Origin of the sequence: Streptomyces yangpuensis (assembly GCF_024666385.1) — a bacterium.
GTDB lineage: Bacteria > Actinomycetota > Actinomycetes > Streptomycetales > Streptomycetaceae > Streptomyces > Streptomyces yangpuensis.
Map to the genome: position 1 here is coordinate 504,947 of NZ_CP102514.1, position 25,680 is coordinate 530,626.

24 protein-coding genes are annotated in these 25,680 nt (G+C 73.1%); 11 read left to right on the forward strand and 13 right to left on the reverse strand.

Going from position 1 to position 25,680, the window contains the following annotated elements; all coding sequences use genetic code 11:
• Window positions 1–293: 293 nt before the first annotated feature.
• The 5 genes from NRK68_RS02465 to NRK68_RS02485 all read right to left on the reverse strand — a co-directional run bounded on the left by NRK68_RS02465 (window position 294) and on the right by NRK68_RS02485 (window position 5,678).
• Complete coding sequence (locus NRK68_RS02465) at window positions 294–1,631, reverse strand: condensation domain-containing protein (RefSeq protein ID WP_257854723.1); 1,338 nt, start codon at window positions 1,629–1,631, stop codon at window positions 294–296.
• A 61-nt stretch (window positions 1,632–1,692) separates the two neighbouring features.
• Window positions 1,693–3,066, reverse strand: coding sequence for an MFS transporter (locus NRK68_RS02470; protein WP_257854725.1), 1,374 nt, complete (start codon window positions 3,064–3,066; stop codon window positions 1,693–1,695).
• Between the two features lie 429 nt (window positions 3,067–3,495).
• Entirely contained in the window at window positions 3,496–3,924 is a 429-nt protein-coding gene (locus tag NRK68_RS02475; RefSeq protein ID WP_257854727.1) for a hypothetical protein, read from the reverse strand.
• A complete protein-coding gene (locus tag NRK68_RS02480; RefSeq protein ID WP_257854729.1) occupies window positions 3,917–4,798 on the reverse strand; it encodes a heavy metal-binding domain-containing protein in 882 nt (293 codons plus the stop codon). Before NRK68_RS02480 ends, NRK68_RS02475 begins: the two co-directional genes overlap by 8 nt.
• Before the next feature lies 1 nt (window position 4,799).
• On the reverse strand, window positions 4,800–5,678 hold the full coding sequence (locus tag NRK68_RS02485; RefSeq protein WP_257854731.1) for a heavy metal-binding domain-containing protein: 879 nt from the start codon (window positions 5,676–5,678) through the stop codon (window positions 4,800–4,802).
• 335 nt (window positions 5,679–6,013) lie between these two features.
• Here NRK68_RS02485 and NRK68_RS02490 point away from each other — a divergent pair, with 335 nt between their 5' ends.
• The 4 genes from NRK68_RS02490 (at window position 6,014) to NRK68_RS02505 (ending at window position 9,619) form a co-directional block, all read left to right on the forward strand.
• Window positions 6,014–6,394, forward strand: a complete 381-nt coding sequence (locus NRK68_RS02490) for a hypothetical protein (protein WP_257854732.1) — start codon at window positions 6,014–6,016, stop codon at window positions 6,392–6,394.
• A gap of 215 nt (window positions 6,395–6,609) precedes the next feature.
• Complete coding sequence (locus NRK68_RS02495) at window positions 6,610–8,352, forward strand: RICIN domain-containing protein (protein WP_257854733.1); 1,743 nt, start codon at window positions 6,610–6,612, stop codon at window positions 8,350–8,352.
• A 192-nt stretch (window positions 8,353–8,544) separates the two neighbouring features.
• On the forward strand, window positions 8,545–8,985 hold the full coding sequence (locus tag NRK68_RS02500) for an STAS domain-containing protein (protein ID WP_183065959.1): 441 nt from the start codon (window positions 8,545–8,547) through the stop codon (window positions 8,983–8,985).
• Window positions 8,986–9,163: 178 nt separating this feature from the next.
• A complete protein-coding gene (locus tag NRK68_RS02505) occupies window positions 9,164–9,619 on the forward strand; it encodes a hypothetical protein (protein WP_257854734.1) in 456 nt (151 codons plus the stop codon).
• Between the two features lie 202 nt (window positions 9,620–9,821).
• Here the strand turns inward: NRK68_RS02505 and NRK68_RS02510 are convergent, their stop codons facing one another.
• Window positions 9,822–10,031 (reverse strand): hypothetical protein, encoded by a 210-nt coding sequence (locus NRK68_RS02510; RefSeq protein ID WP_183065958.1) that lies wholly within the window; start codon window positions 10,029–10,031, stop codon window positions 9,822–9,824.
• A 226-nt stretch (window positions 10,032–10,257) separates the two neighbouring features.
• Window positions 10,258–12,123, reverse strand: a complete 1,866-nt coding sequence (locus NRK68_RS02515) for a hypothetical protein (protein ID WP_257854736.1) — start codon at window positions 12,121–12,123, stop codon at window positions 10,258–10,260.
• Window positions 12,124–12,538: 415 nt separating this feature from the next.
• On the opposite strand from NRK68_RS02515, the gene NRK68_RS02520 reads away from it, so the two are divergent.
• A complete protein-coding gene (locus NRK68_RS02520) occupies window positions 12,539–12,910 on the forward strand; it encodes a hypothetical protein (RefSeq protein ID WP_030963640.1) in 372 nt (123 codons plus the stop codon).
• Window positions 12,911–13,107: 197 nt separating this feature from the next.
• Complete coding sequence (locus NRK68_RS02525; protein WP_046778275.1) at window positions 13,108–13,467, forward strand: ArsR/SmtB family transcription factor; 360 nt, start codon at window positions 13,108–13,110, stop codon at window positions 13,465–13,467.
• 115 nt (window positions 13,468–13,582) lie between these two features.
• On the opposite strand, the gene NRK68_RS02530 is transcribed toward NRK68_RS02525, so the two are convergent.
• Window positions 13,583–15,190, reverse strand: coding sequence for a phospholipase D-like domain-containing protein (locus NRK68_RS02530; RefSeq protein WP_257854740.1), 1,608 nt, complete (start codon window positions 15,188–15,190; stop codon window positions 13,583–13,585).
• 168 nt (window positions 15,191–15,358) lie between these two features.
• Between NRK68_RS02530 and NRK68_RS02535 the strand changes: the two genes are divergently transcribed.
• Window positions 15,359–16,261, forward strand: a complete 903-nt coding sequence (locus tag NRK68_RS02535; protein ID WP_183065955.1) for an NAD-dependent protein deacetylase — start codon at window positions 15,359–15,361, stop codon at window positions 16,259–16,261.
• Between the two features lie 82 nt (window positions 16,262–16,343).
• A complete protein-coding gene (locus NRK68_RS02540; RefSeq protein WP_183065954.1) occupies window positions 16,344–16,874 on the forward strand; it encodes a GNAT family N-acetyltransferase in 531 nt (176 codons plus the stop codon).
• Between the two features lie 77 nt (window positions 16,875–16,951).
• Here NRK68_RS02540 and NRK68_RS02545 read toward each other — a convergent pair whose 3' ends face one another.
• Window positions 16,952–17,290, reverse strand: coding sequence for a lysine transporter LysE (locus NRK68_RS02545; protein ID WP_183065953.1), 339 nt, complete (start codon window positions 17,288–17,290; stop codon window positions 16,952–16,954).
• A gap of 133 nt (window positions 17,291–17,423) precedes the next feature.
• On the opposite strand from NRK68_RS02545, the gene NRK68_RS02550 reads away from it, so the two are divergent.
• Window positions 17,424–17,879, forward strand: a complete 456-nt coding sequence (locus NRK68_RS02550; RefSeq protein WP_257854744.1) for a VOC family protein — start codon at window positions 17,424–17,426, stop codon at window positions 17,877–17,879.
• A 49-nt stretch (window positions 17,880–17,928) separates the two neighbouring features.
• Here NRK68_RS02550 and NRK68_RS02555 read toward each other — a convergent pair whose 3' ends face one another.
• A complete protein-coding gene (locus NRK68_RS02555) occupies window positions 17,929–20,361 on the reverse strand; it encodes a SpoIIE family protein phosphatase (RefSeq protein ID WP_183065952.1) in 2,433 nt (810 codons plus the stop codon).
• 167 nt (window positions 20,362–20,528) lie between these two features.
• Window positions 20,529–21,389 carry a 2OG-Fe(II) oxygenase gene (locus NRK68_RS02560; protein ID WP_257854746.1) on the reverse strand — a complete coding sequence of 287 codons (861 nt, stop codon included), beginning with the start codon at window positions 21,387–21,389 and terminating at the stop codon, window positions 20,529–20,531.
• Window positions 21,390–21,717: 328 nt separating this feature from the next.
• On the opposite strand from NRK68_RS02560, the gene NRK68_RS02565 reads away from it, so the two are divergent.
• Together NRK68_RS02565 and NRK68_RS02570 are read left to right on the forward strand one after the other, a co-directional pair.
• The gene (locus NRK68_RS02565; protein WP_183065950.1) at window positions 21,718–22,098 is read left to right on the forward strand and encodes a VOC family protein; all 381 of its coding nucleotides are present in this window, start codon (window positions 21,718–21,720) and stop codon (window positions 22,096–22,098) included.
• 31 nt (window positions 22,099–22,129) lie between these two features.
• Window positions 22,130–23,293, forward strand: coding sequence for a PP2C family protein-serine/threonine phosphatase (locus NRK68_RS02570; protein WP_257854748.1), 1,164 nt, complete (start codon window positions 22,130–22,132; stop codon window positions 23,291–23,293).
• Window positions 23,294–23,315: 22 nt separating this feature from the next.
• Here NRK68_RS02570 and NRK68_RS02575 read toward each other — a convergent pair whose 3' ends face one another.
• Together NRK68_RS02575 and NRK68_RS02580 are read right to left on the reverse strand one after the other, a co-directional pair.
• Window positions 23,316–24,686: a serine hydrolase domain-containing protein gene (locus NRK68_RS02575; protein WP_183065948.1), complete on the reverse strand. Its 1,371-nt coding sequence runs from the start codon at window positions 24,684–24,686 to the stop codon at window positions 23,316–23,318.
• 146 nt (window positions 24,687–24,832) lie between these two features.
• Window positions 24,833–25,633, reverse strand: coding sequence for a 3-hydroxybutyrate dehydrogenase (locus NRK68_RS02580; RefSeq protein ID WP_183065947.1), 801 nt, complete (start codon window positions 25,631–25,633; stop codon window positions 24,833–24,835).
• Between the last annotated feature and the right edge of the window lie 47 nt (window positions 25,634–25,680).

Genomic DNA, 25,680 nt, shown 5'->3' on the forward strand with positions numbered 1-25,680 from the left:
CCGTTTTCTGCGTGGGGGGATTGCCGTGGGGGGAGGCTGGGGGCGCGGCGGCGGGGGATGCGCCGGGGGCGTCGGGCCGCGCCGGTGAGTGTCGCGCGGCTGCGCGTGAGCGCCGGGCGCGCGGGCCGCGGGTCGGTACGGGGCCCCGGGGCGGCCGGGGTGCGGCGAGGCGTCGGGCCGATCGGGTGACGGGAGCGGCGGCGGGCGGGCGCGCGCCGTTCCCGGGGCGGGGCGGTGGTGCCGCTGCGGCGCGGGGGCCGTCGGCGGCGACCGGATGTGCGGCAGCGGGGGTTTCAGCGCACGGTGGGGTCCGAGGGGCGCAGCGCGTGGGTGAGCGCGTCGAAGGCCCGGTGTGCGGTCTCGTCGTCGAGGACCGCCCGGTCCCAGACCATCCGCAGACGGATTTCCGCTCCCTGCGTGACGGACAGGGCGAAGGGAGCGCGGACCGGCCTGCCGTCGACGTGGATCTCGCGTCCCTCGGCTCCGGCCAGCTTCAGCGGCGGGCGGCGCGTGTCGTCGTCCACGGTGAGCAGGCCGTCGAGGCCTCCGGTCCAGCGCGAGCCGGCGGAGCGTACGGCGGTGACGACCGCGTCGAACGGTACGTCGGCCCGGTCGAGGTCGTCCCACCAGGCGTCGGCCGTCGCCTCCGAGCCGGTGCCGGTGCCGGTGCTGGGTCCGGGTCCGGGTCCGGGGCCTGAGCCGCGGCCCGTGCCGACCGGGAAGACGAGGGTGTTGAGGAAGCAGCCGATGACCGGTTCCGCTCCGGTGGGGCGGCCGCCCCACGGGTAGCCGAGCGGGACCGTGCGGTCGGTGCCGTACAGCTCGCGGGTCGCGGAGCGGCAGGCGTCGAGCAGTCCGGGGAAGGACACGCCGCCGCCGTCGTGCGCGGGCAGCCGGGCCTGCGCGGCGCCGCTGGGCCGTGCGCCCTCGGGTACGCGGGCCGGGCTGGGTGCCGGGGCGTGGGTGTCGAGCGCGCGCAGCCGGTCCGCCCAGTACGCGGCCGCCTCGGGCGTCTCCGCCCGTTCCTCGGCGGCGAGTTGGCCGAGGACGGCGTCCCGGTAGGCGGCGAGTTCGGCGTGCGTCTCCTCCGGTGCGGCCGTCGCTGCGGGGTCGTCCTCGTCGTAGGCTGCGCCGAGTTCGTCGACGATCCGCGCGAGCGAACGGCCGTCGCAGGCGGCGTGGTCGAGGACGACGGCGAGGATGTCCTCCTCGCGTTCCTCGTCGCTCACGAGGAGGATCCGCATGGCGGGGCCCTGCGCGTCCCAGGAGGCCAGTGCGCGACGGATCGCGTCGGCGGGCGACTCCCCCGGCAGGAGGTCCGGCCGGGTCACCACGGCGTCCGGGTCGGCGGGGACGCTGAGGACGGGGGTGCCGCGCACCACGCCGACGCGCGAGCGCAGGGCGGTGTGCCGGGCGGCGAGTCTTCGGGCGGCGGCCCGCAGCCTTTCGGGGTCGATGGTTCGGTACGGGAACGCGAAGAACATCGGTACGAGGTCGGGGCGTCCCGACGGGTCGAGGGACCGCACCAGCACGAAGCGGCGCTGTGCTCCCGTGACCGGCAGCAGGGTGTCGGACCGGTCGCCGGCGAGGCGTCGGTAGCGGGCCAGGTACTGACTGGTGATGCTGAGCACGTCGTCCTCTTCGTCGTGTCCGCGGTCGGGGGGAACGGTGTGGCGGCGGCGGCTGCCGGCATCAGCCCGTGGGTGCGGGAGCCGGGCGTTCGTCGCCGTCGGTGGCGGCGGCGGTGTCCCGGGGGGTTCCGGGGGCGGCGCCGACGGCGCCGTCGTGGTCGTGGTGCTCGTGGTGCTCGTCGTGCTGCGCGGCGGGCAGGTCCCGCATCCGGCGCAGGGGGGAGAGCAGCAGCGGCAGGGGGACGGCGAGAATGCCGACGGCGCAGCAGGCGAGGGCCGTACGCGACCCGTAGGACTGGGCGAGGGCTCCGCCGAGGAGCGCGCCGAGGGGCAGGGTGCCCCACATGAGGAAGCGCAGGGTGGCGTTCATCCGGCCGAGGAGCCGTGGCGGGCACATCCCCTGGCGGAAGCTGACCTGGGCGACGTTGTAGACGACGGCGCCGAAGGAAACGACCGCCGAACCGGCGGCGAACAGGACCGCGCCGGTGAGACCGTGCCCGGACAGGGGCCACAGCAACGCGAACGGGCCGGTCACCAGGAGGGACAGGAGGATGACCCGGGCCTGTCCCAGCCGGGCGGCGAGACGTCCGGCGCACAAGGCGCCGAGGAGACCTCCCACGGCGGACGCGGAGAGCACCAGACCGAGCCCGCCGGCCTCCAGGCCGACGACGCGGACGAGGTGCACCGTCTGTGTCGCCATCAGGACGGCCGTGCAGAAGTTGGCGAGGCCGGTGGTGAAGGCGATGACGCGGAGCAGGGGGTGCCCGAAGATGAAGCGGACGCCCTCGCCGATCTCCTTGCGCAGGGACCTCCCGGGGGCGCGCTCGGGTGTCTCCTCGGTCTGCTTCACGCGGAGCAGGAACAGGGCGGAGAGCACGTAGCCGACGGCGTCGACGAGGACCGCGAACTGCGCTCCGACGAGCTGGACCAGTCCGCCGCCGATGCCGGGGCCGGTGACGTGGGCGGTGGACCGGACCGTCTCCAGCGCGCCGTTCCCGGCGACGAGTTGGTCACGGGGCAGGATCTGCGGCAGGTAGCTCTGATGGGCGACGTCGAAGAACACGGTCGCCACGCCGGTCACGAGCGCGACGGCGTACAGCTGGACCATGGTCAGGACGTCGGCGAGCGCGGCCGCGGGAATGCTCAGCATGGCCACGGCGCGCACCAGGTCCGCGCGGATCATCAGGGGTCGTTTGCGCATGCGGTCGGTGAGCGCACCGGCGGGCAGCCCGACGAGCAGGAAGGCGGCTGTTTCGGCGGCGGTCAGGAGGCCCACCTGGAAGGCGGGGGCGTCGAGTTCGAGAACGGCCACGAGGGGCAGCGCCACCAGCGTCACCTGAGCGCCGAACTGTCCCGTGGCGGCTCCGGCGAGCAGGAGTCGGAAGTCGCGCAAGCGCATGGGGCCCCCGGTGGAGGCTCCGGATGTGTCGGACATGTGAACGACATTCAGGGATGCATCGATCAGGAGTCAAAATAAACCTGTCACTTTCGGACTCGTTTTGCTGCCCCCTGGACGTCGATCGGGAAATTCTTCGCACTACCCGGGGTAAGGCGGCGTGAATTCCTGTCGGTTGCGTGTGCACCAGGAGGCGGGCAGGGCAAGGGGGAACAGGGGGCGCGAGGGAGGGGCGAGCGGCGCCCCTTACCCTGAGTAACCAGTTCTACCCTGACCGAAAAGGTTCATCTGTGATCACGCTACTGCGGAGGCGCTCATTCCGTCGGTTATGAACGCCTCCCGGGGCAGCCGCAGTTGCCGTAGGACGTGGTAGGCGGCGGTCCGCGGGCTCGCGCAGCGCTCGACGGCGGTCGACGTGGCATGCGGGGCTCGGGCAGCACGGCGGCGCTCGGCCGACACGCGCGGCGCTCAGCTCAGGAAGCGTTCCACGGCCGCGCGGGCCCGGGCGTTCGAGGCCGCGGCCTTCGCCAGGCACCGGGCCAGGACATCGATCCACTCGTCCAGCTCCACCTGGCGCCGGGACAGCACGATGCCCCGCACCTCGTGCAGGACCTCCCCGGCCACCCGCCCACGCTCCGTCCGCAGCGCGAGCCTCTGCTCTCCGAGGGCGACGTCCAGTTCCACGACAGCACCCTCGCGCCCGGCCACCCGTTCCACGAGGGAGCGCCTGCGCCGGACCCGCACGGCGCCGGGCGGCAGCGAATCCGCCAGACCCGCCGACAGCACCTGTGCGTAGAGGTTCAGGTCGGCGCTGTCCCGGCGCAGCGCCGCGGCCAGCAGTCGTACGTCCGTCCCGGGCTCCGCCCCGGGCTCCGTTCCGGGCTTCGGCTCAGGCATCGAGGCTCACCACCATGGCCGGCCGGTCGATGACGTGGTCGTCGTACAGCGGGCGCACCGCCGTCCCGATGGCGAAGAACTCGGTGGTGTGGCTTCCCCAGGTGTGCGAGTGCTGTTTCAGCTGCACCGCCACGATGCCCTCGGCGTCCAGGACCTGGCCCTCTGCCCGCATCCGGCTCATGGCCAGTTCGCGCGCCTCGTACAGGGCCTGGGTGAACGGCTCGATCTCGACATTGCGGCCGGCGTTGCTGAGCACCTGGGTGAAGCGCTGGTGCGCGACGTGGTAGACGCACGACCCCATGACCAGGTCCAGGGGCGCGTACCCGGCCCGGATCAGCGTCCAGAACTCCTGGCCGGACAGGTCCGACGTGAACGGCTTGCCCTTGTTGTTGAGCCACGTCCCGGCCGGTCCCGGGTCGGCGCCGTCCGCCTTCACCGCCGTGCCGACCGCGATGAACTCGGCGATGTCCGACCCGAACTCCTTGAACTCGATGTCCAGCCGCACGCCCACGATCCCGTCCGCCCCCAGAGCGCTCGCCTCGGCCTCCATCCGGCTCATCGCGAACTCGCGCGCCTGGTACATGGCCTGCGACAGCTTGGTCAGCTCCTGGTTCTTCGACCACCGGCCGAGCTGGAGGCCGACGTGATGGACGGAGGAACCGAGGACGAGACCGAGCGGGCGGAAGCCGGCCTCACGCACCAGCAGGAACTCGTTCACCGTCAGGTCCGAGGTGAACATCCCGCGCTTCTCCCCCGGCGAGCCCTTCTCACCCGGCTGGAGCCGTGCGAGCCGGCGCATGGCATCCTCGGCCGCACCCTCGTCCGCCGGCTGCGCGGCTTCCCCGATCATGTCCCGCCCCGTTCGTTCGGTCATCTCAGCGCTCTCGCTCCAGTCTCATGATGGTCAGTGGCGGTCTGGCGCCCGCGGGCCGTCCGGAGCGGCCGAACCGGGCGATCGAGGTGCCGACGAAGACCGCCTCGGCGGTGACGTCGCGCGTCGACCCGTAGGAGGGGCATTCGCTCTCGCCCACGCGCAACTCCACGTCGTCCACCACCACCCCGTCGGCGCCGTGCTGCGCCGTGTCGACGGCCAGTTGCCTGCGCGCCTCCCGGCGGACGTGTCCGATCAGCTGGGTGTAGCCGTCGACTTCCTGGTTCCTGGCGCTGGAGGGGATCCGCAGGGAGGTGCGCCAGTCGTCGTGGCGGATCGCGAAGGCGATGCCGAAGGCGAGTCCGACGGGCACCCACCCCGACCCGATGAGCGCGGCGAAGTCCCGGCCGCCCAGGTGGGAGGTGAACGGCGCACGCGGCCGGATCCGCGACCGGGCCCGGACGGCAGTGCCCCGCACGGTGAACTCCAGCCCGCCTGCCGGGAATTCACCGACGCACAGCTCCACGCCGACGATTCCGTCACCGCCGAGCGCCCCGCATTCGGCCACCGCGCGCGCCAGGGCCGACCTGCGCGCCGCGTACATCGTCCGCACCAGCTGTGACAGGGAGGACGTCCATCTCGACGACGGCACCGTCTTGTTGTCGTCGGTGACCGACCAGTTGCCGGGGCAGCCCCAGACGCCCGTGTACCCGATGTTGTAGACGGCCGTGCCGAGCACCTGCCCGACCGGCTCGAACCCGACCCCGCTGATCGCGGCGAACTCCCCGCCCGACAGCCCCGAGTTCCAGGTGCGGGCCGGCCGCGGCGCTCCGCTGCCTGAGCCGGCTTCACCCGGCACTCCGTCGTTCCCCCGGTATGTCATCCACTCCCGCCATCGATCTGTCTGCTGACCGCGCGGATCGCGCCCCCGTTTCGGCAGATTACGTCATCGGCCGGACAGCGGGGGTGGTGTTGTGTGGATCTTCGAATGTCAGGACGAGCCGTGTGTCCGCCCACCCGGGGCGGATCCAGGCCCGACCGCCCGACCGAAGGAACCCGTGAACCGCAAGCCGATACCGGCCGCCCCACCCCGGGCCCCACCGCCGCCACCCCGCAGCCGGGGCCCTCCCGCAGCGGCTCGCCCGGGGGCGGTACGGGAGGCGGCGCCGGCGATGCGCCTGCGGAGACTCCGCTCGGCCAGAGCGAATCCCGGGCCACATGAACGGATTGCCGCAGGGCGCGCTGGTGGGGTGCTGGGAGCTCACCGGTTCGAGCGTGCGCTGGCGCTCCCGGCGCGTTCCCGCCGCCGCCACCGGCACGCTCGTCTACACCGCCGCCGGCACCGTGACGACGGTGATGGAGCTGCACGTCGAACGCCCCCTCCGCCTGGGCAGGACGTTCGCCTACGCAGGGCTCTTCCGGACCGAGGGCGACGAGGCCGTGCACCGGGTCGTCATCGGCACCTGGCCGTTCAGGCCGGGCCGGGAACTACGCCGCCGCGCCACCCTCGTCGACCCGGACCGCCTGGTGCTCGAACCCCTGCACCCGGGCCACGGCCTCGCCCTGTCCGTGACCTGGAGGCGCACGGGCACCGGCTGACCGGGGCGGCCGAGGCCGCCGGTCCGGGCCGATGCCCGGCGTGCGGACGTTTGCGCGGTGGATTCGAGACAACCGCATGCCTTCCGCTGGACGGTACCGACCGGCCGGTGTTCCGTGGTCCCGGACTTCGCCGGTCGTGGGAGGTCGGACAACCCCGGTTGTCCGCGGACGGATCAGGGGGAAGCATGGCGCGAGCGGGGCGCCCGCAGGGGGCCATGAAGGGTGCGACGCGGGCGGCGGACGAGCTCGCCCGGTTCCTGGTCGAGCTCACCGCGGGGCTCACCGTGCGCGAGATGGCCCAGCGGTACGGCGGAGGCAAGACCAGCTGGGGCGAGTACCGTTCCGGAATCCGGATCATCCCGCTGGGCCGGCTGAACGCGGTGGTACGGGACCGGGTGCGCGACGGGCGTGGCCGCGAGGACATGCTGCGCCGGGCCGGACGGCTGCACGACGCGGCCCTGGTCGCCGGGGTGGAGGCCGAGCCCCCGGCCCGGCTCGACGAGGCGCTGCGGCGCGCCGAGGCGGATCTCGCGGAGTCGGAACGGATCGTGCGGCAGCTGGCTTCGGTCATCGCCACGTTGCTGGCCGAGCAGGAAGGCGCGGCGGCGAGGGATCCCGGGTCGACGCGGTCGAAGGCGACGGCGGCGCCCCGGCCCGCCCCCGAGCCCGCCTCCGCGTCGGCCTCCGAGCCGGTCTCCGAGCCGGTCTCCGCGTCGGCCTCCGAGCCTGTCTTCGCCGGAGCGGGCGGCACCGGGGACGGGTTGCTGAACCGTGCGATGGAGCAGCTCGCCGCGGTGTGGGCCGTCCGCGCGACGGCCCGGCGGATCACCGCGCTCGGGGCCGCCCCGAGCGGGCCGAGGGCACTGCTTCCGGGGAGCGGCAGGCTCGCCCTCGAACTGGCGCGGACGGCGGACGTGTTGGAGTACGTCCAATGGGAGGCGGGCTGCCTGGAACAGGACGCGTACGAGGAGTGCCTCGCCCACCGGGGGCCGATCGAGGGCGTGGTCCTGGAACGCACCGACCGCCCGGCGGCGGCGCCCGTGACCGCCGTGCCCGGCACCCCGGCCGTGCGGTCCCGGACCCCCGGCCCGGGAGGCACGCTCGCCGTGACACCCCCGGCCGTCACCCGGGCCACGCCGGGCCGTGCCGGTTTCGTCGCCGCGGCCGTGCTCGGCGTCGTCACGATCACCGCGGCGGTGCTGGTCGTCCTCGGGGGCCGCCAGCCGCTGGTCGTACCGGTCGGAGCAGGTCCGGTACAGCCGTACGCGCACACCCGGGGCGGTCCGCAGACCGGCCCCGCGGCCGGCACCACGCCCGCGTCCGCCGGACCGTCCGGCTCCGCCCCCGCGTCGGCATCCGCACCCGCCACGGCACCGGCCGGGAGTCCGCCCGGCGCGCCACCGCCGATGCCCGGGCCGGCGACCCCGCCCGCTCCCGCACCGGGCGCCGGCGGGCCCACGCCGCCCTCCCCCACCGCCCCGCGGACGCCCCCGGACGGGGCGGAACCGTCCCTGCCGGCCGCCGGTCTGCTCCGGCTGGCCAACGCCGGCAGCAACCGGTGCCTGAGCGTGCCCCCGGACAGCACCACCCCGGCCGACCCTCTGGCCCTGGCCGACTGCGGTGAGGATCACGAGCAGCTGTGGCACCTCACGAAGGAGTCGGGCGCCGCGGCCGGGACCGTGTACTCGATCCGCAACCGCTTCAGCGGCCTGTGCCTGTCCGTGGACGCGGCCCGGGTCACCAACGACGCCGCGGTCACCCAGTACCTGTGCGGGGACCGTCAGGGGCTGTTCCCCGACCAGTTGTGGACCCTGCGTTTCCACGCCGCCTCCGCCGCGTGGCAGCTGGTCAACGTCAACAGCGGCAAATGCGTGGCGGCCCGGGTCGGCGGCGGGGCGAACGATCCGGCCTTCCAGCAGGACTGCCGTGAGGACCCCTGGCTGTCCTGGCGGGTCTGACCGCGGCGGCGGCAGACCGTGCCGTGGCGCCCGGGCGGGGATCGCTCGGGCACCCGCTCTGGCCCCGCTCGGGCGCCCTGCTGCCTCGTCCGGGTGGATCTTTCCCCCGACCGGGGATCTCCGCTGGTCGTATGGGGTGAAAGACGCGCGCAGGTCGTTGCCCGGCCCTGGGCGGGAGGCGTTGACGGAGACGTGAATACCTCAAGCACCGCCCCGATACTGTCCGTCCCTCGCACGGCCGAGGCGCCGCCCACCGTGCACGACTCGGGCGCGGACACCGCGCCCGGCGTCATACTCATCCACTCCTGCACCACCCTCGGCACCACCCTGGTCGTCCACCTCGCGGGCGAGATCGACCACTTCAGCGCCGCACCGCTGAGGGCGTTCCTGGCCTCGGCCGCCGACAACGGCCATACCGGCCTGGTGCTGGACTGCTCGCGGATCACCTTCTGCGACTCGGGCTTCCTGGCCGCCCTGGACTGGTGGCCCCGGCAGGGACGCCGTCTCAGGCTCACCCATCGCTCCCGGGCCGTGGAACGCCTCCTGCGCGCGGCCGCCGCGGTGACCCGGCCTCCCGACGGCTCCCTGACCCACCGCCCCCAGCCGCCTTCGTACCTGGGCCCCACGGGGTAGACGACGCGCGGGTGGTGGGACCGGGCCGACCCGCGGGCCCACCACCCGTCCCACGGCTTGCGAGGCTTGTCATACTTACCGAGTGGAGATGCGAGCCGAGGAGGCGGCGCGGTGTTGGCTGGCTGATCAGGGCGTCAGCGGGGTGCGCGACGGGTGGGTGACCGACGAGGAACCGGGCATGTTGCTCACCGCCAACCAGGTGGCGCACTCCTGGGCCGGTGATGTGTTCGCCGAAGACCTGGATACAGCCGACCAGGTGCGGTTGGCTTTCGGGCTGCTGGACCTCCTCGAGGAATACTGGGTCACGTGCGAGATCCGGTTCGCGAACGAGGGTCCGGAGGGGCCCCTGCCGGCCGACGTGTTGTGGGACGGCTACCGGGTGAAAGAGCCGACGTACCGCACCGCCATGCGGCTTCCCGCCCTGCACCCGGCCGTCTTCCGCGGCCTCCTGGCGAGTTTCCACGACGTCTACGGCGACCTGGAGCCGACTGCCGCACTGGCCGTCCTCGGCCGGCTCGACCTTCCCACGGACACCCGGCACCTTGCCGAACTGCGCCACGTACTTGCCGCGGGGCACAAGAACCACCACCGCAGCCCTCGTGCCTGGGACGATGCGGTTCGCTCCTGCTCCTGAGCCGGTGGTCTGCCCCCTCGGCCGGGTGACGCCGTCACAGGTGGCTGCGACCACGACCGGCGCCGACCGCCGGCCGGACGGCACTTCGGCCTCAGTGGGTGGCGGTACCGCGCCGCGCCGGTTCGCGGGCGGCGGCGGGGGGTTCGGCGCGGAGCGCGGCCTGCCCGGCCGGTACGGGGCGGGGCAGGCCGGGGCCGGCGAATCAGCCGAAGCTGCGCCGGTGTTCCCTGCTCTGCTGCGGTGGGATGGTGCGCAGTCGGCGGGCAGGAGGTCGCCCCGGGTCGGTCCTGCGCGGGTCGTCGTCATCGGATCGGACTGCGCTCTGGTCGGGTTGCGCGGGTGCCACCGCCGGGAAGAGCGCGATCGCAGCGATGGATGCCGCCACCACGACGAGGATGATTGCAATGCTCACGGACATGAGTCCCGCCTTTCGCCTTGACCTTTACACCCTGTGGCTACTCAGCGTTTCCATTATCAGCCGCTCTAAACACGTTAAGTGACGCCCGATCAGGCCATGTCACTTCTTCTCGTTCATCGTGCGGCCTGCGTGAGAAGAGCCCCGGAGAGGACATCAGGACGGCCGGCGCGGCGGGGAGTCCGGGATCGGCACACGCCGCAGCGGCGAGGGGCAGGGTGGTTCAGTGGATCTCGAGCAGGCTCCGGGCCAGAGCGCGGAGTTCCTCGTCGGGGTGGACGTCCGAGAACGGCGTCGCGGGGAGAAGGCGCAGCGGGGAGACGGCGAAGGCACGCAGCGCGGGGCGGAGTTCCTCGGGAACCCGGCCGATGGCGGCGAGGGCCTTGAGGGCGGAGAGCCCGACCGGGGTGGGGCCGATCAGTCCGGCGAGGATCGGGACGGCCCGCTCCGGGGATCCGGTGGCCGTGTGGTGGGCCTCGGCGGCTGCCATCCGGGTCCACTCGTAGCGTGCGGTCAGCAGCGGCTCGATGAGCGGCAGCAGAGGAGCGGCGGCGCTGCCGAGCGGCGGAAGGCTGCTCAGGTGCCAGTGGACGGGGCCCCGGGCGGCGAGCAGGCCCTCGAAGACGCGCAGCGCGGGGGCGGCGTCGCCGGTCAGGCGGTGGTGGGCCAGGGCGGCGGCGGCCCTGAGCGAGGGGTCGGTGCTGTGCGTGGCCTCGTGGAGCAGGGCGGTGATCTCGGGGGTCACGACGCCGTTGAGCCCGACCTGCCGGGCGGCGACGACGGCGGCGCGGCGGGTGCGGAGGCAGTCGAGCAGTTCCGGCTGCGCCCGGCGCGCGGCGGCGCCCAGTCCCGTCAGGGCGCCGATCAGGTCGATGGCCTCGTTGCCGGTGGCGCCGCAGGCCAGTGCGCGGCGGATCTCCGGCAGCAGCCGGTCGGCCGCCCCGGGGCAGGCCGAGGCGGCGGCTCTGAGCGTGCCGGGGCCGGGAGTGCGCAGTACCAGCTCCAGGGCTCGGGGGTCGCGTGAGCGCGCCAGGGCGAGGAGTGCGGGTGCGGCTTCGCTCTCGTCGGCCGAGCGGGCGTACTGGTGCAGCGTGTCCCTGAGGTCCGCGCCGGGCTCGGGAAGGCGCTCGATCCACTGGCCGATCGTGGTGAGGCATGCGGCCCGGCCGGGGGCGTCCTTCTGGTGCGGGAGGGCGGCGAGCATCAGGCCGAGGACCTCGGGCTCCCGGTCGCGCCAGGTCTCGGCGATCTGCCCGGCGAGCCGGGATCCGCGCGATCCGAGGTCTCCGGCGGCGATCCAGCGGGCGGCCACGGTGAGGCCGGCGTCGACGTCGCGGGTGAGCAGGTGGGTGAGCCGGTCGTCCGGTGAGGTGGTGCCCGCCCAGGCCGAGCCGTCGTCTCCCGGGTCCGGCTCGGCCCCGTCCTCGGCGAAGACGTCCACCAGCCGCTTCTCGTACGGGGGTCCGGACCCTTCGGCGGCGAGCAGGGCCGCCGCCAGCCGGACTTCGGGGAACGGGCTGTCGAGGGCTTCGGTCTCGCGGCCCAGCCGGGCGAGGACGACCAGGGCGTCCGCCCGTACGGCCGGTACGGGATCGCTGGCGTACAGCTCGTCGACGCGGCGTTCGGCCGCGGCCCGGACCTCGGCAGGCAGGAGATCGGCCACGGCGCCGACCACTCGGAGCGCGGCCCTGCGCACCGGGCGCGCGGCGTCCGCCAGGCAGGGCAGCAACTGCGGTAGTACGCAGGCGAGTTCGGCGCAGATCGCGGCGACGGGACGGCCGGGCCAGTGCGGGGATCCGGTGTCCTCCGGGTCGTGGTCGGCGAGGACGGCGAGCAGTGTCAGCAGTTCGTCGCGCCGGCCGGGGACGTGCAGCACGGCGTGCGCGAGGAACGGCACTGCGGGTGCGGAGGCCGGGTAGACGGTGCCCTGGTGGTGGATGTTGCCGTACAGCTCGTGGATCGCCTCGCCGACCGTGTCGGCGTCGTCCTCGTAGAGGGCTCTGATCAGCTCGGGTACGTCCGCGGCCGGTCCGTAGGCATGGGTCAGGTCGTGCCACTGGACCTGGTCCAGTTCGGCCGGAGATCTCATGGTGGGCGCTCCTCAGCTGATCAGGTCCGCCGACCGTACCGATCACCACTGACATCGTCCCGCCAGTGATCGCGACCGGCTTCTGTCGGCCAAACCCGCCAACCTGCCGGGCTCGGAGCCTACTTGGCGTCGCGAAGGCGTGCCGTCGGCGCACCGACCGGTGCTGAACTGCACGGATCCACCGCTGCGGGCAGCGTGTCCGCCGGTCGGAACGCCCGCGTCCGGTGCCGGCTCCCCGGTGTTTTCCGGCAGTCGGGTGATCGCGGGCCCGAACTTTAGCGGATGGAGGTCCATATCCTCCCCGAATACCTGATGTTCGCCACGGCCCCGGTATCCGGCGCGTAGCGTCCCTCCAGTCCAACCCGGCCGGAGGCGCGAAGCCGGCCAGGGTCGTGAGAAACGAGAGGCTGCAACGATGAACGTAGAGACGTCCCTGAAAGAGGCCATGACCTCGATCGAGGGGAGCGTGGGAGCGGCACTGGTCGACTACACGAGCGGCATGGCTCTCGGCACGCTGGGGGGCAGCAAGGATCTCGACCTGACGGTCGCGGCCGCGGGGAACACCGACGTGATCCGGGCGAAGACCCGCACCATGGAAATGCTGGGCCTCAAGGAGGACATCGAGGACGTACTGATCACCCTCGGCAATCAGTACCACCTGATCCGGCTGCTCAAGGGGCGCGGGGGCAACGGCCTGTTCCTCTACATCGTCCTGGACAAGGCCAAGTCGAACCTGGCCATGGCCCGGCACCAGCTCAAGCGCATCGAAGCCGACCTGGAACTTTAGCCGCCTTCCTGTACCCCGTTTCCTTGTGCCCATGAGTTGAAGAAATCTTCAACTCGGCACATCCGAATGCCGTCACCGGTCGTTCGGTCGGGGTCGGGGTACAGGAGAATGGCTGGTCATGGTCACCGGGGGCGGGCCCGGCAGTACCGAACGCCGTCCCCGTCCATTGGTCAGAACCCGGGTAGGAGCGTTGCCACATGCAGGTCCCGCTGTACCAGGCCAAGGCGGAGTTCTTCCGGATGCTCGGACACCCCGTCCGCATCCGCGTACTCGAGCTGCTTCAGAACGGCCCCGTACCCGTGCGCGAGCTGCTGAACGAGATCGAGATCGAACCGTCGAATCTCTCGCAACAACTCGCGGTCCTGCGCCGATCCGGCATCGTGATCTCCATACGCGACGGCTCGACGGTCAGTTATGCCCTCGCCGGTGGCGATGTGGCGGAACTGCTGCGGGCCGCTCGACGCATCCTCACCGAACTGCTGGTCGGGCAGAGCGAGTTGCTCGCCGAGCTGCGGCACGCCGACACGTCGGTCCACACGGGGTCTCCCCCGCTGTAGGCGAAGTCCGTCCGTTGGTGCGTGCCGAGGAAGGGCGCTCCGCCCGGCCCGGGAGGCCGGGACGGAGCGCACGGGTCGGGGTGGTGGGCGGTGGGTCGGGGTGACGCCGGCCCCGTCAGCCCTGGCAGATTCCGCGGGCGTAGTCGTACGTCGCGGTGGCCTGCGAGTAGCGCCACTGCGGATCCAGCAGATCACTCCGCAGCTGTCCGGCCGCGGCCGGGCTCTCGACGATGTAGCCGAAGTCCTGCAGCCACGACGGGTACAGGTTCTTCGAGCCGATGTAGAAGGCCGATCCGTCCACGGAGACCAGCTTGTGGTGCTGGGCGTACGGCTTTCCGTCCGCCCAGGTCGGGCGGTCGGACGCGCGGAACGTGGCCAGCTGCAGGTTCTCGCACAGAGCCGTGCGCGCCCGGCCGCCGTCACCGGTCAGGGCCGTCAGCCGGCCGCGCAGGGCGTCGCTCACCTCGGAGAGCGACTTGATCTGCGAGTAGCCGCCGCTGCCGATGGTGCCGCGGTTCGCCGGGTCGCTCACCACGATGCGGACCTTCACGCCGGAGACGAGCTTCGCGGCGAGGGCGTCGTAGAGGCGTACGTCGTAGCGGGGCAGGGGCGGGCAGGTGGCGTGCACGTCCTGCTGGGAGATCTCGATGTGCGAGGTCGCGCTGGACACGAGGGCGCGCAGGGCGCTCTCCTCCGGGTTGACGGTGTCGTAGTCCCGGTCGTTGTTGGTCTTGTCGGGCACCCCGATGCCGCACTTGGTGTCACCGGCCGTGGGCAGGACGGGGCGGAAGGACGAGGTGGGGTCGTTCTGGCGGATGCCGACACCGAGGCCGCCGACGGCGAGCGCGGGCACGTCCCCGCCGCCCGCGGGAGAGGCGGGCCGCGGCAGGGTGGGCATGCAGTCCGCGCCGGGCGAGGCGGCGAACCAAACCGAGCTCCAGCTGGTCCTGTTGCGGCAGGTCCAGTCCCACAGGGAGTCCAGGTAGCGGCCCGCGGAGCCGGCGGCGGGCCCGGACAGCGCGAGGTCGACGTCGCTGACCGGATGGGTCGTGTCGAGGTAGTCGTCCTTCCAGCTGTTGATACCGCCGGTGATCACCGAACCGCCGTCCACCACGATCAGCTTGGAGTGGTTCCAGGAGAAGGAGGTCTTCGAGGTGGTCATCGAGGCCACGTTGAGGGTGATGTTGGCCGCGGCGGCGGAGCCGAGCTTCGCGAGCAGCTCGTCCCGGTAGGACGAGGGGATGACCGTGGAGTGGTAGATGGGCGCGGCGCCCACCATGATGCGCACCTTCAGCCGGTTGCCCCTCTGGGCGGACTCCTTCAGGCCCGCGACGATCGCGTCCTGGTAGCCGCCGTTGGGGAAGGGGGCCAGCGTCGATATGTCGACGGTCTCCCGGGCGCCGGCGATGTCCTGGCGCATCTTGTCCAGGAGCCGGCGCGATCCGGGCCGGTCGGTGCAGGCGGCGTCGCCCCAGCAGCCGGGGGTCTGGAGCAGCCAGTCGGCGCCGCCGGGTGCGGAGGAGCCGAGGCGGTTTCCGGAGGTGCGCTCCCAGACCGAGCCCTCCAGGCCCGGCGAGACCTGGCGCAGGGTCTGCTCGATCGAGTCCAGGTGGGGTGTGGGTGCCTGCGCCGCGTGGGCGGGGGCGGTGGCGCCGAGGAGGGAGATGCCGAGCGCGAGGGCCGAGGTGGAAACGAGGGCCGTCGTACGGACGGTGCGTGCCAATGTGGTTCCTTGACTGGGGGGTGGCTCGGGCCGGGACGGGCGCGTAGGCCGGCCACGCCTCCGACCTTGATCAACTCGCGCAAGTTACCAGCCCGTAGCCCCCTGTTCACCTTCGCCGGGCGACTTCCGGCCACGGCGCTGCCGCGGCCCGTTCCGTACGCTGGTCGCATGCGTACGCGCCCCACCCTGAGCTGGACACCCACCACCGAGGACCTGCGGCCCGGCAGCACGGATCCCGGGCCGGTCGCCGACGCGCTGCGGGCGGGCGGCGTACTGGTGCTCAGCGGGGCGGGCATCTCCACGGAGTCGGGCATCCCCGACTACCGGGGCGAGGGCGGCAGCCTGCGCCGGCACACCCCGATGACCTACCAGGAGTTCACCGCGAGTGCCCAGGCCCGGCGCCGGTACTGGGCGCGCAGCCACCTCGGCTGGCGCACCTTCGGCCGCGCCAGGCCGAACGCCGGGCACCGCGCCGTCACGGCGTTCGGGCGGCACGGGCTGCTGGCCGGGGTGATCACCCAGAACGTGGACGGGCTGCACCAGGCCGCCGGCAGCGAGGACGTGGTGGAGCTCCACGGAAGCCTGGACCGGGTCGTGTGCCTCTCCTGCGGCGCCTCCGGCTCACGCCGCGACCTCGCGCGACGGCTGGAGGCGGCCAATACGGGCTTCGAGCCCGTGGCCGCCCGGCTGAACCCGGACGGCGACGCCGACCTCACCGACGAACAGGTCGGCGGCTTCTCCGTGGTGCCCTGCGCGCAGTGCGGGGGCGTCCTCAAACCGGACGTGGTGTTCTTCGGCGAGACGGTGCCCGCGTCCCGGGTGGGGCGCTGCCGTGCGCTGGTCGACGGCGCGACCTCGCTGCTGGTCCTCGGCTCCTCACTGACGGTGATGTCGGGCCTCCGGTTCGTCCGGCAGGCGGCGCAGGCCGGCAAGCCCGTGCTCATCGTCAACCGGGACCCCACCCGCGGCGACCGGCACGCCGTGACCCGGGTCGCGCTCCCCCTGGGTACGGCCCTCACCGCCCTGGCCGACCACCTGGACATCCCGGTCGCCGACAGCACCACCGCCTGACCCGCACCGGGGCCCGTGGTGTCGGTGGCCGCCGGGAGATATTCGCTGGTCGTTGCTTGCGGATGGTGTTCATACTGCCGCAATGGATCCGGTGACGATTGAGACCGACCGTCTGCTGCTGCGAGCCTTCACCTCTGCCGACACGGATGCGGTCCACGAAGCCTGTCAGGACGAAGACATCCAGTTCTATACGCCGGTGCCCGTGCCGTACCGGCGTACGGACGCGGAGAAGCTCATCGGCGAGACGCTGCCCACCCAGTGGGCCGAGGACAAGGACTGCACGCTCGGCGCGTTCCGCAAGGACACCGGCGCCCTGGTCGGCTCGTACTGTCTGACCCTTCTCAGCCGCGGCGTCTGGGAGCTGGGCTACTGGGCGGTCAAGGAGCAGCGGGGCCAGGGCTTCTCGGTGGAGGCCGCGCGGGCGCTCTGCGACTGGGGCTGGACCGCGCTCGACGTGCACCGCATCGAGTGGTGGGCCATGGTCGGGAACACCGGGTCGCGTGCCGTCGCCGAGAAACTCGGCTTCACCGTCGAAGGAACTCTGCGCAATCGCAGTGTGGCCAACGACGGCAAGCCGCACGACTGGTGGGTGGGTGGACTGCTGAGGGTCTGAGGCTCGATCGCCGATCGGCGTACACCCTCGGCCCGGTGCATGCGATGCTGCCGGGGCGGAGGGCCGGGCCGGGTGGTTCAGAGGCATCCGCAGCCCGGGCCGTACAGCAGCAGGAAGGCGGCGGTCGCGGCGGTCAGGACGAAGCCGACCGAGGTCACGGCCGCGAGTCCGCGCCGGCCGCGGCCCTTCGCCGGATCGCGGAAGGTCACCCAGGCGCCATGGGCGAGCGCGAGGCTCAGGACACCCGCCCCGGCGAGGGTCGCGCGCGGGCTGAAGGACCATGCCAGGTAGGCGATCAGGGCCAGCAGGCCGAGCAGCGCGCAGGCGAGCACGCTCAGCACGATCTCGGCCACCACTTCGCCGACCGTCTCCACCAGGAAGTCACCGACCCCCTTCACCGCCTTGCGGACTCCCATGGAACTCCCCCGTCGCCACCCCTGCCCCGTGGCAGGAAAGACCTGCGGGGTGCCCGGACGGTTGCCTCGCGCGCGGTGTGCGTCATCATGAGCAGCGCCGTCCCAGGTGCCCGGAGAAGGAGGCATACGCGCCATGTCCGACAGCACACCGGTCGCCGCCGGCGGAATGCTGCACCACGTCGAGATCTGGGTGCCCGACCTCGGCCGGGCCGTCGCCTCGTTCGGCTGGCTGCTCCAGGCGTTGGGCTACACGCCGTTCCAGAGCTGGAGCGACGGACGCAGCTGGCGGCTCGGAGCGACCTACCTGGTGTTCGAGCGGTCCCCGGACCTCACCTCCGACCGGCACGACCGTTGCCGGCCCGGGCTGAACCACCTGGCGTTCCACGTGGAGGACCACGAGACGGTGGAACGGCTGGTCACCGAAGGCCGGGAACACGGCTGGAGTCTGATGTTCCCCGATCGCCATCCGCATGCCGGTGGCGAAGCGAGCTACGCCGCGTACCTGGTGAACTCCGACGGCTTCGAGGTCGAACTCGTCGCCATCGACCGCCCGGACGGGCGCCTCATCAGACGTTCTGCGGCAGGATGACCGGTCGCGCGCCGGGCGTGCCCGTGGGATCGGGCCCGGCTGTGGCGGGTCAGGTGGTCGGGGCGTGCCAGGGGATCTCGGCCCAGACCTGCTTGCCGCCGCTGAGCGGCACGGAGCCCCAGGCCGTCGCCGTCGCCTCGACGATGAGCAGGCCGCGGCCGCCGGTCGACTCCCAGCTCACCGACACGGGCTTGACGGGGCTGCGCGGCGACGCGTCGTTCACGGCGATCCGCAGCCGGTCCGCCGACAGCGTCAGGTCCATCCCCACCTCGCCCTGCGTGTGCGCGATCGCGTTGGTGACCAGCTCGGACACGATCAGCAGAGCCGTGTCGATCTCCTCCACGACACCCCAGGACCGCAGCGTGCGCGCGGTGAAGCGGCGCGCGTGCAGAACGGCCTTGGGCAGGCGCCACACCGTCCAGTGGCCCCGTTTGGGCCGGCCCGCGGTGCCGTCGTAGCGCAGCAGCAGAAGTGCCACATCGTCGTCACGACGGCGCACGCCGGCGACCAACTCGTCGGCGACGCCCCCGACATCATCGGGGTCGGCCTCGGCGAGGTCCTCGCACACCCGCCGCATGCCCTCCTCCAGGGGCAGCCGGGCGGACTCGACCAGGCCGTCCGTCAGCAGGACGAGCAGAGTTCCGGGGAGCAACCCCAGTTCGGTCATGGGGAATTCGGCTTCCGCGAGCACGCCCAGCGGTGGCCCGCCCTCGACCGCCATCTCCTCGGCGACGCCGTCGGGATGGCGCAGGACCGGCGGCAGGTGGCCCGCTCGGACGACCCTGGCGATGCCCTCCTCCATGTCGAGGTCCACGTACGTACACGTGGCGAACAGATCGGTCTCCATGCCGACCAGCAGGCGGTTGGCCCGCGCGACCACCACGTCGGGCGGATGGCCCTCCACCGCGTAGGCCCTGACCGCCGTACGCATCTGACCCATGATCGTGGCGGCGCCGGCGCTGTGGCCCTGTACGTCCCCGATGACGAACGCCACGTGGGCGTCGCCGAGCGGGATGACGTCGTACCAGTCGCCGCCGACCTCGAGGCCCGCCGTCGCGGGCAGGTAGCGGGCGACGGCGACGCCGCCGGGCAGCTCCGGGAGCTTACGGGGCAGCAGGCTGCGCTGGAGCATGGTGGCGAGTTCGTGGCCGGCGTCCAGAGCGTGGGCGCGGACCAGGGCCTGCCCGACCAGCCCCGCGGTCGCGGTCAGCAGCGACCGCTCCTCCGGCGCGAACCGGTGCTCCTCGTCCCACCCCACCAGGCAGACCCCGACCATCCGGCCCTCGGCGGGCAGCGGCAGCACGGCGAGGCCGCCGGGTCCGACGCCGAGGAGGCCCGGTTCGAGCGAAGCGCCCGGCGGCCACAGGCTCATGTGGCCGGCCCGGAGTGCGCTCTGCAGGGTGGGCAGGTCGCCGAGTGACACGTCGGGCCACTCGGACCGCCATTCGGCGCGCCAGGCCTCGGGCCAGGCGTCCGGCTCCGGGGGGTCGAGTGCGGTGACGATGAGCCGTTCGGGTTCCAGCTCGCCGACGGCGACCCGGGAGGCGCCGAGCGGCTCGCGCAGGGCGGCGACCGCCAGCCGGCTGACCTCGCGGATGGTCGCCGCTCCCGCGAGCGTGGCCGACAGCCGCTGTACGAGGGAGACCTCGTCGGCGCTGGGCCGCAGGTAGGAGGCGTCGGCGACCACGCCCAGGACGCGCTGGGGGACGCCGTCGGGGTCCACCTCCACCCGGCAGCGCAGGCCCAGCCAGCGCAGCTCGCCGCCGGGGCGGCGGATACGGAACGCCAGTTGCTGTCCGGTGGCGGCCAGCCGGTCCGGCTCGACGACGGCCATCAGCGCGGGCATGTCGTCCGGGACGGCGCAGGCGAGCAGGGTCTCCACCTGCCCGTCGAACTGCTCGGGGGTCAGGCCGAGCAGTTCGAGCACGTGCGCGTGGGCCTCCATGCGGCCGGTGCCGAGGTCGAGGATGAAGGCGCCGCCCTGGTCGGGGACCAGGGACTGGACGAGATGTGCCTGCGGGGCCCTGCGCCCGGCGAAGCGGGCGGCGACCGATTCGAGTCCGGCGGCCACCTGGTCGGCGTACAGCTCCAGCAGGCTGCGGTCGTCGGCGCTGAAGCCCTCCCCGACATCGCCGGCGACGATCAGGCAGCCGAGTTCCTGGTCGCCGTGGCCCAGGGGCAGGGCGCCCAGCGAGATCCGGGCCGGCGAGGTCGGGTCTCCGTCCCGGACCCGGGTGGGGAAGTGGTGGGGATCCTCCTCGATGAACGTGGCGAGTTCCTTGGGCGTCAGCCACAGCGGGCGGCCGGAGCGGAAGGCGTTGGCGGCGGGCGAATGGCCGGCCACGGCGAGGATCGCCGGCAGTCCGTACAGCACGCCACGGTTTCCGGTCAGTTCGGCCAGATGGAGCTCCCGGTCCTGGTCGGCGGCCACGTAGACGGCGGCGAGCTGCGCACCGCAGAACGCAAAGCGATGTCTGCTCACTGTCCGTGTCGCCTCCTCCCGGAACCGTTCCGCCGAGCGGCCGCTCTCCCTCCATGCTGTCGCCACCGGGACCGATCGGGCGAGTCGGAGGGTGCGGGCGGGAGGCCGGGGCCTGAGTACGCGTACTCAGGCCCCCGTGCCGGTCCGGCGCCGAGCGCGGACACGCCCTATGACGTCGTCCTGCGGGGCGTGGGGAGGGTGAGGCGGGTGGCCGGGTCGGGGGCCGGGAGGGCGGTGGGACTGGCGCCGTCGTGGTCGTGTTCGACGTCCGCGAGCGGGCGGGTGCGTTCGGCCGCGTGGGCGAGCCACGGCCAGATCCGGAACGGGTCGCCGGATTCCGTCGGCGCGGGACCGGTGCCGCTGATCCACGTCGTGAGGGTGAAGCGGTGGTCGGCGAAGTGGCCGCTGGGGCAGGTGGACGGGACGACCTCGTGGAACGCCCCGGCGGGGAAGAACACGATGGTGTCGTGCTCGGGCTCGATCGTGCGGTACGACTCCGCCGGCCGGGCCCCGCCGTCGGCGAGCAGGGTGTCGTACAGCCGCAGCCGGCCGCCGCCGAAGCCGCGCGGCCTGCGGTGGAGGTAGTACACGGCGGAGAGGGCCGTGCCGACGTCGCGGACCCGTGAGGCGTCGGTGTGGATGCCGTAGTGGCCCCCTTCGCCGTGCGACGTCAGGACCGTCAGGGTCTGGGTGAGGGCCCCGCGGTGGCCGAGTATCTCCTGGACGAGCGGCAGGCAGTCCGCCAGGTGGGCGCTGAAGACGGAACTGGTCACGGGGAGGACGAGGGAGCTGCGGCCCTTGTGGGAGACCTGGCCCGAGAGGGGGTCGAGGACCGTCCCCGCGTGGAAGTCGGCCTCCCGGGAGATCGCGTACGACAGCAGGGTTGCGGCGCGTTCGGCGCCGAGGAAGTTCTCGAAGCGGCACACCGGTGCCGGTACCACGGGGGCCGTGGACCACTGATCGGAGGGAGGCAGGGCCTGGGTGTCGATTTCCGCCGGGGTGGCCGATTCCATCGCGTATCCGCTCATGGCCCGGAACCGTACGCGCGGTGGCGGGAGCCGTCGAAGGGGCACATGGGGGCGCACGGGGGAACGGCGGACCGGCGCCATGCGCTTACGCGCGCGGGCGGCTCCGCCCGAGCCGCCACCTGCATGGTGGCGGCGTGGTGATCGAACCGCCCCCGCGGGGCATGGATCCGGGGTTTCCGGCCGTATCGGCGTCGTGGCGGCGCATCGGCGCCTGGCCGGCCCGGCACGCGCCGATGTCGTTGGCCGAACTGTGCTCCGGGGCGGCCCTGCGGTCGCCCGGGTTCGGGGGGACGATGGAGCCGTGACGGGACGCGCGGAAGGAGAGACCATGCTGGGAGACAGCAAGGCATTCAGCGGTTTTTCGGTCGACAGCGTCGACACCGCGAAGGACTTCTACGGCTCGACCCTCGGCCTGCGGGTCTCCGAGGACAACGGGCTGCTGTCCCTGCACCTCGGCGGCGGTACAGACGTCCTGGTGTACCCCAAGGAGAACCACGCCCCGGCGACCTTCACCGTGCTGAACTTCCCGGTGCCCGACATCGAGCGGGCCGTCGACGACCTCGGTTCGCGCGGTGTGGCCTTCGAACGGTACGACGGCTTCCGTCAGGACGCGAAGGGCATCTGCCGCGAGGAGGGCGGACCCCCGATCGCCTGGTTCAAGGACCCGGCCGGGAACATCCTCTCCGTGCTGGAGGCGGACGGGGCGTAGGGGGTGCCCTGCCGGTTCGGGGCTTGGGACCATGGTGCCGGACGGCGACGGCCCGGAGGCGCGGCTGCGCGCGGCGTACGAGGCCGTCGAGCGGATCGGAACCTCGTCCGACGAACGCGCCATCTGGCGGGAGCTGGCCTCGTTCCTGCTCCGGGGCCTGTGCGACGCCGCCGCTGTGGAGCTGACCGGCAGCGGCCCCCTCAGTGGTCGCGTGGCCGCCGCGGGGGACACGGCGGGCCTTCTGGACCGCCCGGGCGGCCGGGCCGCGTCGGGACACGTCGAATCGGTCCCACTGACACGCCCCGCCCACGGCGAGGGCGACAGCGAGGTCGAGGTCGAGGTCTACGGACGGCTGCTCGCGGCCCGCGCGCACGCCCCCTTCAGCCCTGACGAGACGGCGATGCTGCGCTTCACGGCGCGCCTCGCGTGCGGTCACGTCGGGCACGCACGCCGCCTCGCCGACACCGAGAGGGTCGCGCTCGACCTGCAGCGGGCGCTGGTCGCCGAGCCGGGCCGGCCCCATCCGAACCTGGAGATCGCCAGCCGCTACCTGCCGCTGGGCTCCCGCGCCCTCGTCGGCGGCGACTGGTTCGAAACCGTGCGGCTCCACTTCGGCCGCACTCTGCTGGTGGTCGGGGACGTCATGGGCCACGGCCTGGAGGCCGCCGTCGACATGAACGTCTACCGCTCCGTCCTGCGCGACGTGGCCTCCACCGATCTCGCCCCGCACCGCGTCCTGCGACGGCTGGACGCGTCGGCGGCGGAGGAGGACGACCGCCGCCCCGCGACCTGCCTCATCGTCCGGGTCGATCCCGCCCGCGGCACGGCCGCGTACGCGAGCGCGGGGCACCTGCCGCCCGTGGTCTTCACCGCGGACCGCCCCGGAACACTCCTCGACGTGCCCGTCGGGCCGCCGCTGGGCACGGGTGTCGGCGGGTACGAGGCCGTCGCCCTGCCCTTCACGGCGGACCAGACGGTCCTGCTCTACACGGACGGGCTGGTGGAACGCCGCGGCGAGGACATCGACACCTCGCTGGCCCGGCTCGCCGCGCTCCGCATGGGCGTCGGCTGCGCGGTCGCGGACGTGGTGGACGCGGCCTGCGCCGGCCTGGACGCGCAGCACGCCGAGGACGACGTCGCCGTGCTCGCCGCCCGCCTGCGCCTGCGGCCGCCCCCGCAGGAGGCGGCCGGGTGACCCGTACGGCAACTGCGCCGGCTCAGCGAGCGGGGAGCGGCGGGAGGGCCGGAAGGGCCGGAAGGGCCGGCGACAGAGGTGCCGGGGGCTCGACGGAGCCGTGCTGGGGAACCTGCGGTGCCCGCGGCGGCTTCGGCACGGTCCTGCCGCACAGGGCCTGGTCGCGGTAGTCCGTCATGGCGGCGTCGGCCGGGTGCGGGTTCAACGCGGTGCCCGCCTCGTTGATGCGCTGATACTTCATCAGGTTGTACCCGAGGGCGACCTGCCGGGTGCCGTCCGGGCTGGACAGGGCCATGGTGCCGGCGCCCCAGACGCCCCCGTCGTGGCCCCAGGCCGGGCCGCACGGGGTGTCCAGGGAGTAGATGCCGAGGCCGTAGCGCAGGACCACCTCTCCCTTCTCGCTCTTGACCTCGTACGTGGTGCGCATCTGGTCGAGCTGGCGGCGCGGCAGGAGGTCACCGGTGAGCAGGGCCCGGTAGAAGGTGTTCAGGTCCTGCGGGGTGGAGACGAGTGCTCCCGCGGTGCCGCCCCAGGTCATGTTGTAGACGCTGTAGTCGCGCGGCGGGTCGATGATCCCGTAGAAGCTCTCGTACATGCGGGCGTGGGCACCGCGGATGTGGGGGTCGGTGCCGGGGAAGTAGGTGTCGCGCAGGCCTGCGCGCCGGATGACGTCCTTGGCGATGAGCCGCTCCGGGTCCTGGCCGGTCACCTTGCGCAGGATCTCGCCCAGCAGCACGTAGTTGGTGTTGGAGTAGTACCAGTCGGTGCCGGGCTCGAACCGCTGGGGCCGGGCCACGCCGTAACCGATCAGCTCGGCGGGGCGGATCGTCCGGTAGCGGTGGTCGTCCAGGCTGCTGGTGGTGCCTTTCTGCAGGGAGGGGAAGGCGTCCGCGATGTAGTCCTCGATGCCGCTGGTGTGGTTGAGGAGCATGCGCACGGTCACCTTGCGGCCGCGCTCGCCGGGCAGGAGGTCGGGCACGTAGTCGCCGACCGGCCGGTCCAGGTCCATGCGGCCCTTGGCGTTCTGCTGGAGGACGGCGACGGCGGTGAACGTCTTGGTGACGCTGCCGACGCGGTGCCGGAGGTCGGCACGGACCGGGCGCCCGGTGGAGAGGTCGGCGGTGCCGGCGGCGCCGTCGAAGCGCCGGTGGCCGTCACGGGCCGCGGAGAAGATGCCGTACACGCCCGCGTCCCGGATCGCGTCGAGCCCGGCCTGGAGCTCGGCCCGGTCGAGGCGGCGACCGGCGGCCGCCGCCTCGGCGGCCTGCCCGCCGGTGCCCGCGGCACTGGCGACGGGGGCGAGCCCCGCCAGCAGGGCCACGGCGACAGCGGTGGCCGAGGCCGCGCGGCGCAGGCGCCGGGCAGGACGGACGACGGGACGGGGGTGGCTCATGGCGGCTCCTCGACGCGGGCCCGGTGGGGCCGGTGATCGGTACACGTCGATTCTTCGCGCCGGGTCCGCGGCGGCTCTTCCTCCGCCAGGACGAAACAGGCATCAACCTTCGGACGTAGATGCACCTTGACGGACCATTACATTTGTCACGTCGCCGTCCAGCCGCCGTCAAGGGGGAGGGAGGAGCCGGTGAGGTGGCCGGTGTGGGGACCGCAGAGCCAGAGGACGACGGCGGCCACCTCCTCCGGTTCGATCAGCCGTTTGACGGCGGAGCGGCCGAGCATCACCTCGGAGACGACGCGGTCGGCGTCGAGGCCGTGGGCGGCCGCCTGGGCGGCGATCTGCCGCTCGACCAGCGGTGTGCGGACGTAGCCGGGGCTGACGCAGTTGCTGGTGACTCCGTGCGGGGCGCCCTCGACGGCCGCGACCTTGCTCAGCCCTTCGAGGGCGTGCTTCGCGGTCACGTAGCCCGCCTTGTACGCGCTGGCGCGCAGGCCGTGCACGCTGGAGATGTTGACGACGCGGCCCCAGCCCCGGGCGTACATGTACGGCAGGGTCCGGCGGAGCAGCAGGAACGGGGCGTGGACCATCACCCGCTGGAGGAGTTCGAACCGGTCCGGGGGGAAGTCGGTCAGCGGCGCGACGTGCTGGAGCCCGGCGTTGTTGACCAGGATGTCGACCTCTGCGGGGAGTTCCCCGACGGGTGCGGCCTGCGCCAGGTCGACGACGTGGGCCCGGCCGCCGGTCGACGCGGCGACGGACGCGGCCGCCGCGGCGTCGACGTCCACCACGTGCACGTGGGCCCCGGCACCGGCGAGCGCGAGGGCGCACGCCCGCCCGATCCCGCTCCCGGCTCCGGTCACCAGGGCGGTACGGCCCGCCAGGTCGATGCCTGCGGCGGCTGCTGTCCCGTGGAAGCCGGGAGGGATGGCGCTGGCGCTCGTCATGGCGGGAATCATCGGCGACGCCGGTGGCCCGTTCCCATGTGCGCGGG

Excerpts from the sequence above, each read along its gene's own strand:
- NRK68_RS02470 (WP_257854725.1), bottom strand. The coding sequence starts at position 3,066 with ATGTCCGACACATCCGGAGCCTCCACCGGGGGCCCCATGCGCTTGCGC.
- NRK68_RS02475 (WP_257854727.1), bottom strand. The coding sequence starts at position 3,924 with ATGCCTGAGCCGAAGCCCGGAACGGAGCCCGGGGCGGAGCCCGGGACG.
- NRK68_RS02480 (WP_257854729.1), bottom strand. The coding sequence starts at position 4,798 with ATGACCGAACGAACGGGGCGGGACATGATCGGGGAAGCCGCGCAGCCG.
- NRK68_RS02485 (WP_257854731.1), bottom strand. The coding sequence starts at position 5,678 with ATGACATACCGGGGGAACGACGGAGTGCCGGGTGAAGCCGGCTCAGGC.
- NRK68_RS02490 (WP_257854732.1), top strand. The coding sequence starts at position 6,014 with ATGAACGGATTGCCGCAGGGCGCGCTGGTGGGGTGCTGGGAGCTCACC.
- NRK68_RS02495 (WP_257854733.1), top strand. The coding sequence starts at position 6,610 with ATGAAGGGTGCGACGCGGGCGGCGGACGAGCTCGCCCGGTTCCTGGTC.
- NRK68_RS02505 (WP_257854734.1), top strand. The coding sequence starts at position 9,164 with ATGTTGCTCACCGCCAACCAGGTGGCGCACTCCTGGGCCGGTGATGTG.
- NRK68_RS02515 (WP_257854736.1), bottom strand. The coding sequence starts at position 12,123 with ATGAGATCTCCGGCCGAACTGGACCAGGTCCAGTGGCACGACCTGACC.
- NRK68_RS02520 (WP_030963640.1), top strand. The coding sequence starts at position 12,539 with ATGAACGTAGAGACGTCCCTGAAAGAGGCCATGACCTCGATCGAGGGG.
- NRK68_RS02525 (WP_046778275.1), top strand. The coding sequence starts at position 13,108 with ATGCAGGTCCCGCTGTACCAGGCCAAGGCGGAGTTCTTCCGGATGCTC.
- NRK68_RS02535 (WP_183065955.1), top strand. The coding sequence starts at position 15,359 with ATGCGTACGCGCCCCACCCTGAGCTGGACACCCACCACCGAGGACCTG.
- NRK68_RS02540 (WP_183065954.1), top strand. The coding sequence starts at position 16,344 with ATGGATCCGGTGACGATTGAGACCGACCGTCTGCTGCTGCGAGCCTTC.
- NRK68_RS02545 (WP_183065953.1), bottom strand. The coding sequence starts at position 17,290 with ATGGGAGTCCGCAAGGCGGTGAAGGGGGTCGGTGACTTCCTGGTGGAG.
- NRK68_RS02550 (WP_257854744.1), top strand. The coding sequence starts at position 17,424 with ATGTCCGACAGCACACCGGTCGCCGCCGGCGGAATGCTGCACCACGTC.
- NRK68_RS02560 (WP_257854746.1), bottom strand. The coding sequence starts at position 21,389 with ATGAGCGGATACGCGATGGAATCGGCCACCCCGGCGGAAATCGACACC.
- NRK68_RS02565 (WP_183065950.1), top strand. The coding sequence starts at position 21,718 with ATGCTGGGAGACAGCAAGGCATTCAGCGGTTTTTCGGTCGACAGCGTC.
- NRK68_RS02570 (WP_257854748.1), top strand. The coding sequence starts at position 22,130 with ATGGTGCCGGACGGCGACGGCCCGGAGGCGCGGCTGCGCGCGGCGTAC.
- NRK68_RS02575 (WP_183065948.1), bottom strand. The coding sequence starts at position 24,686 with ATGAGCCACCCCCGTCCCGTCGTCCGTCCTGCCCGGCGCCTGCGCCGC.
- NRK68_RS02580 (WP_183065947.1), bottom strand. The coding sequence starts at position 25,633 with ATGACGAGCGCCAGCGCCATCCCTCCCGGCTTCCACGGGACAGCAGCC.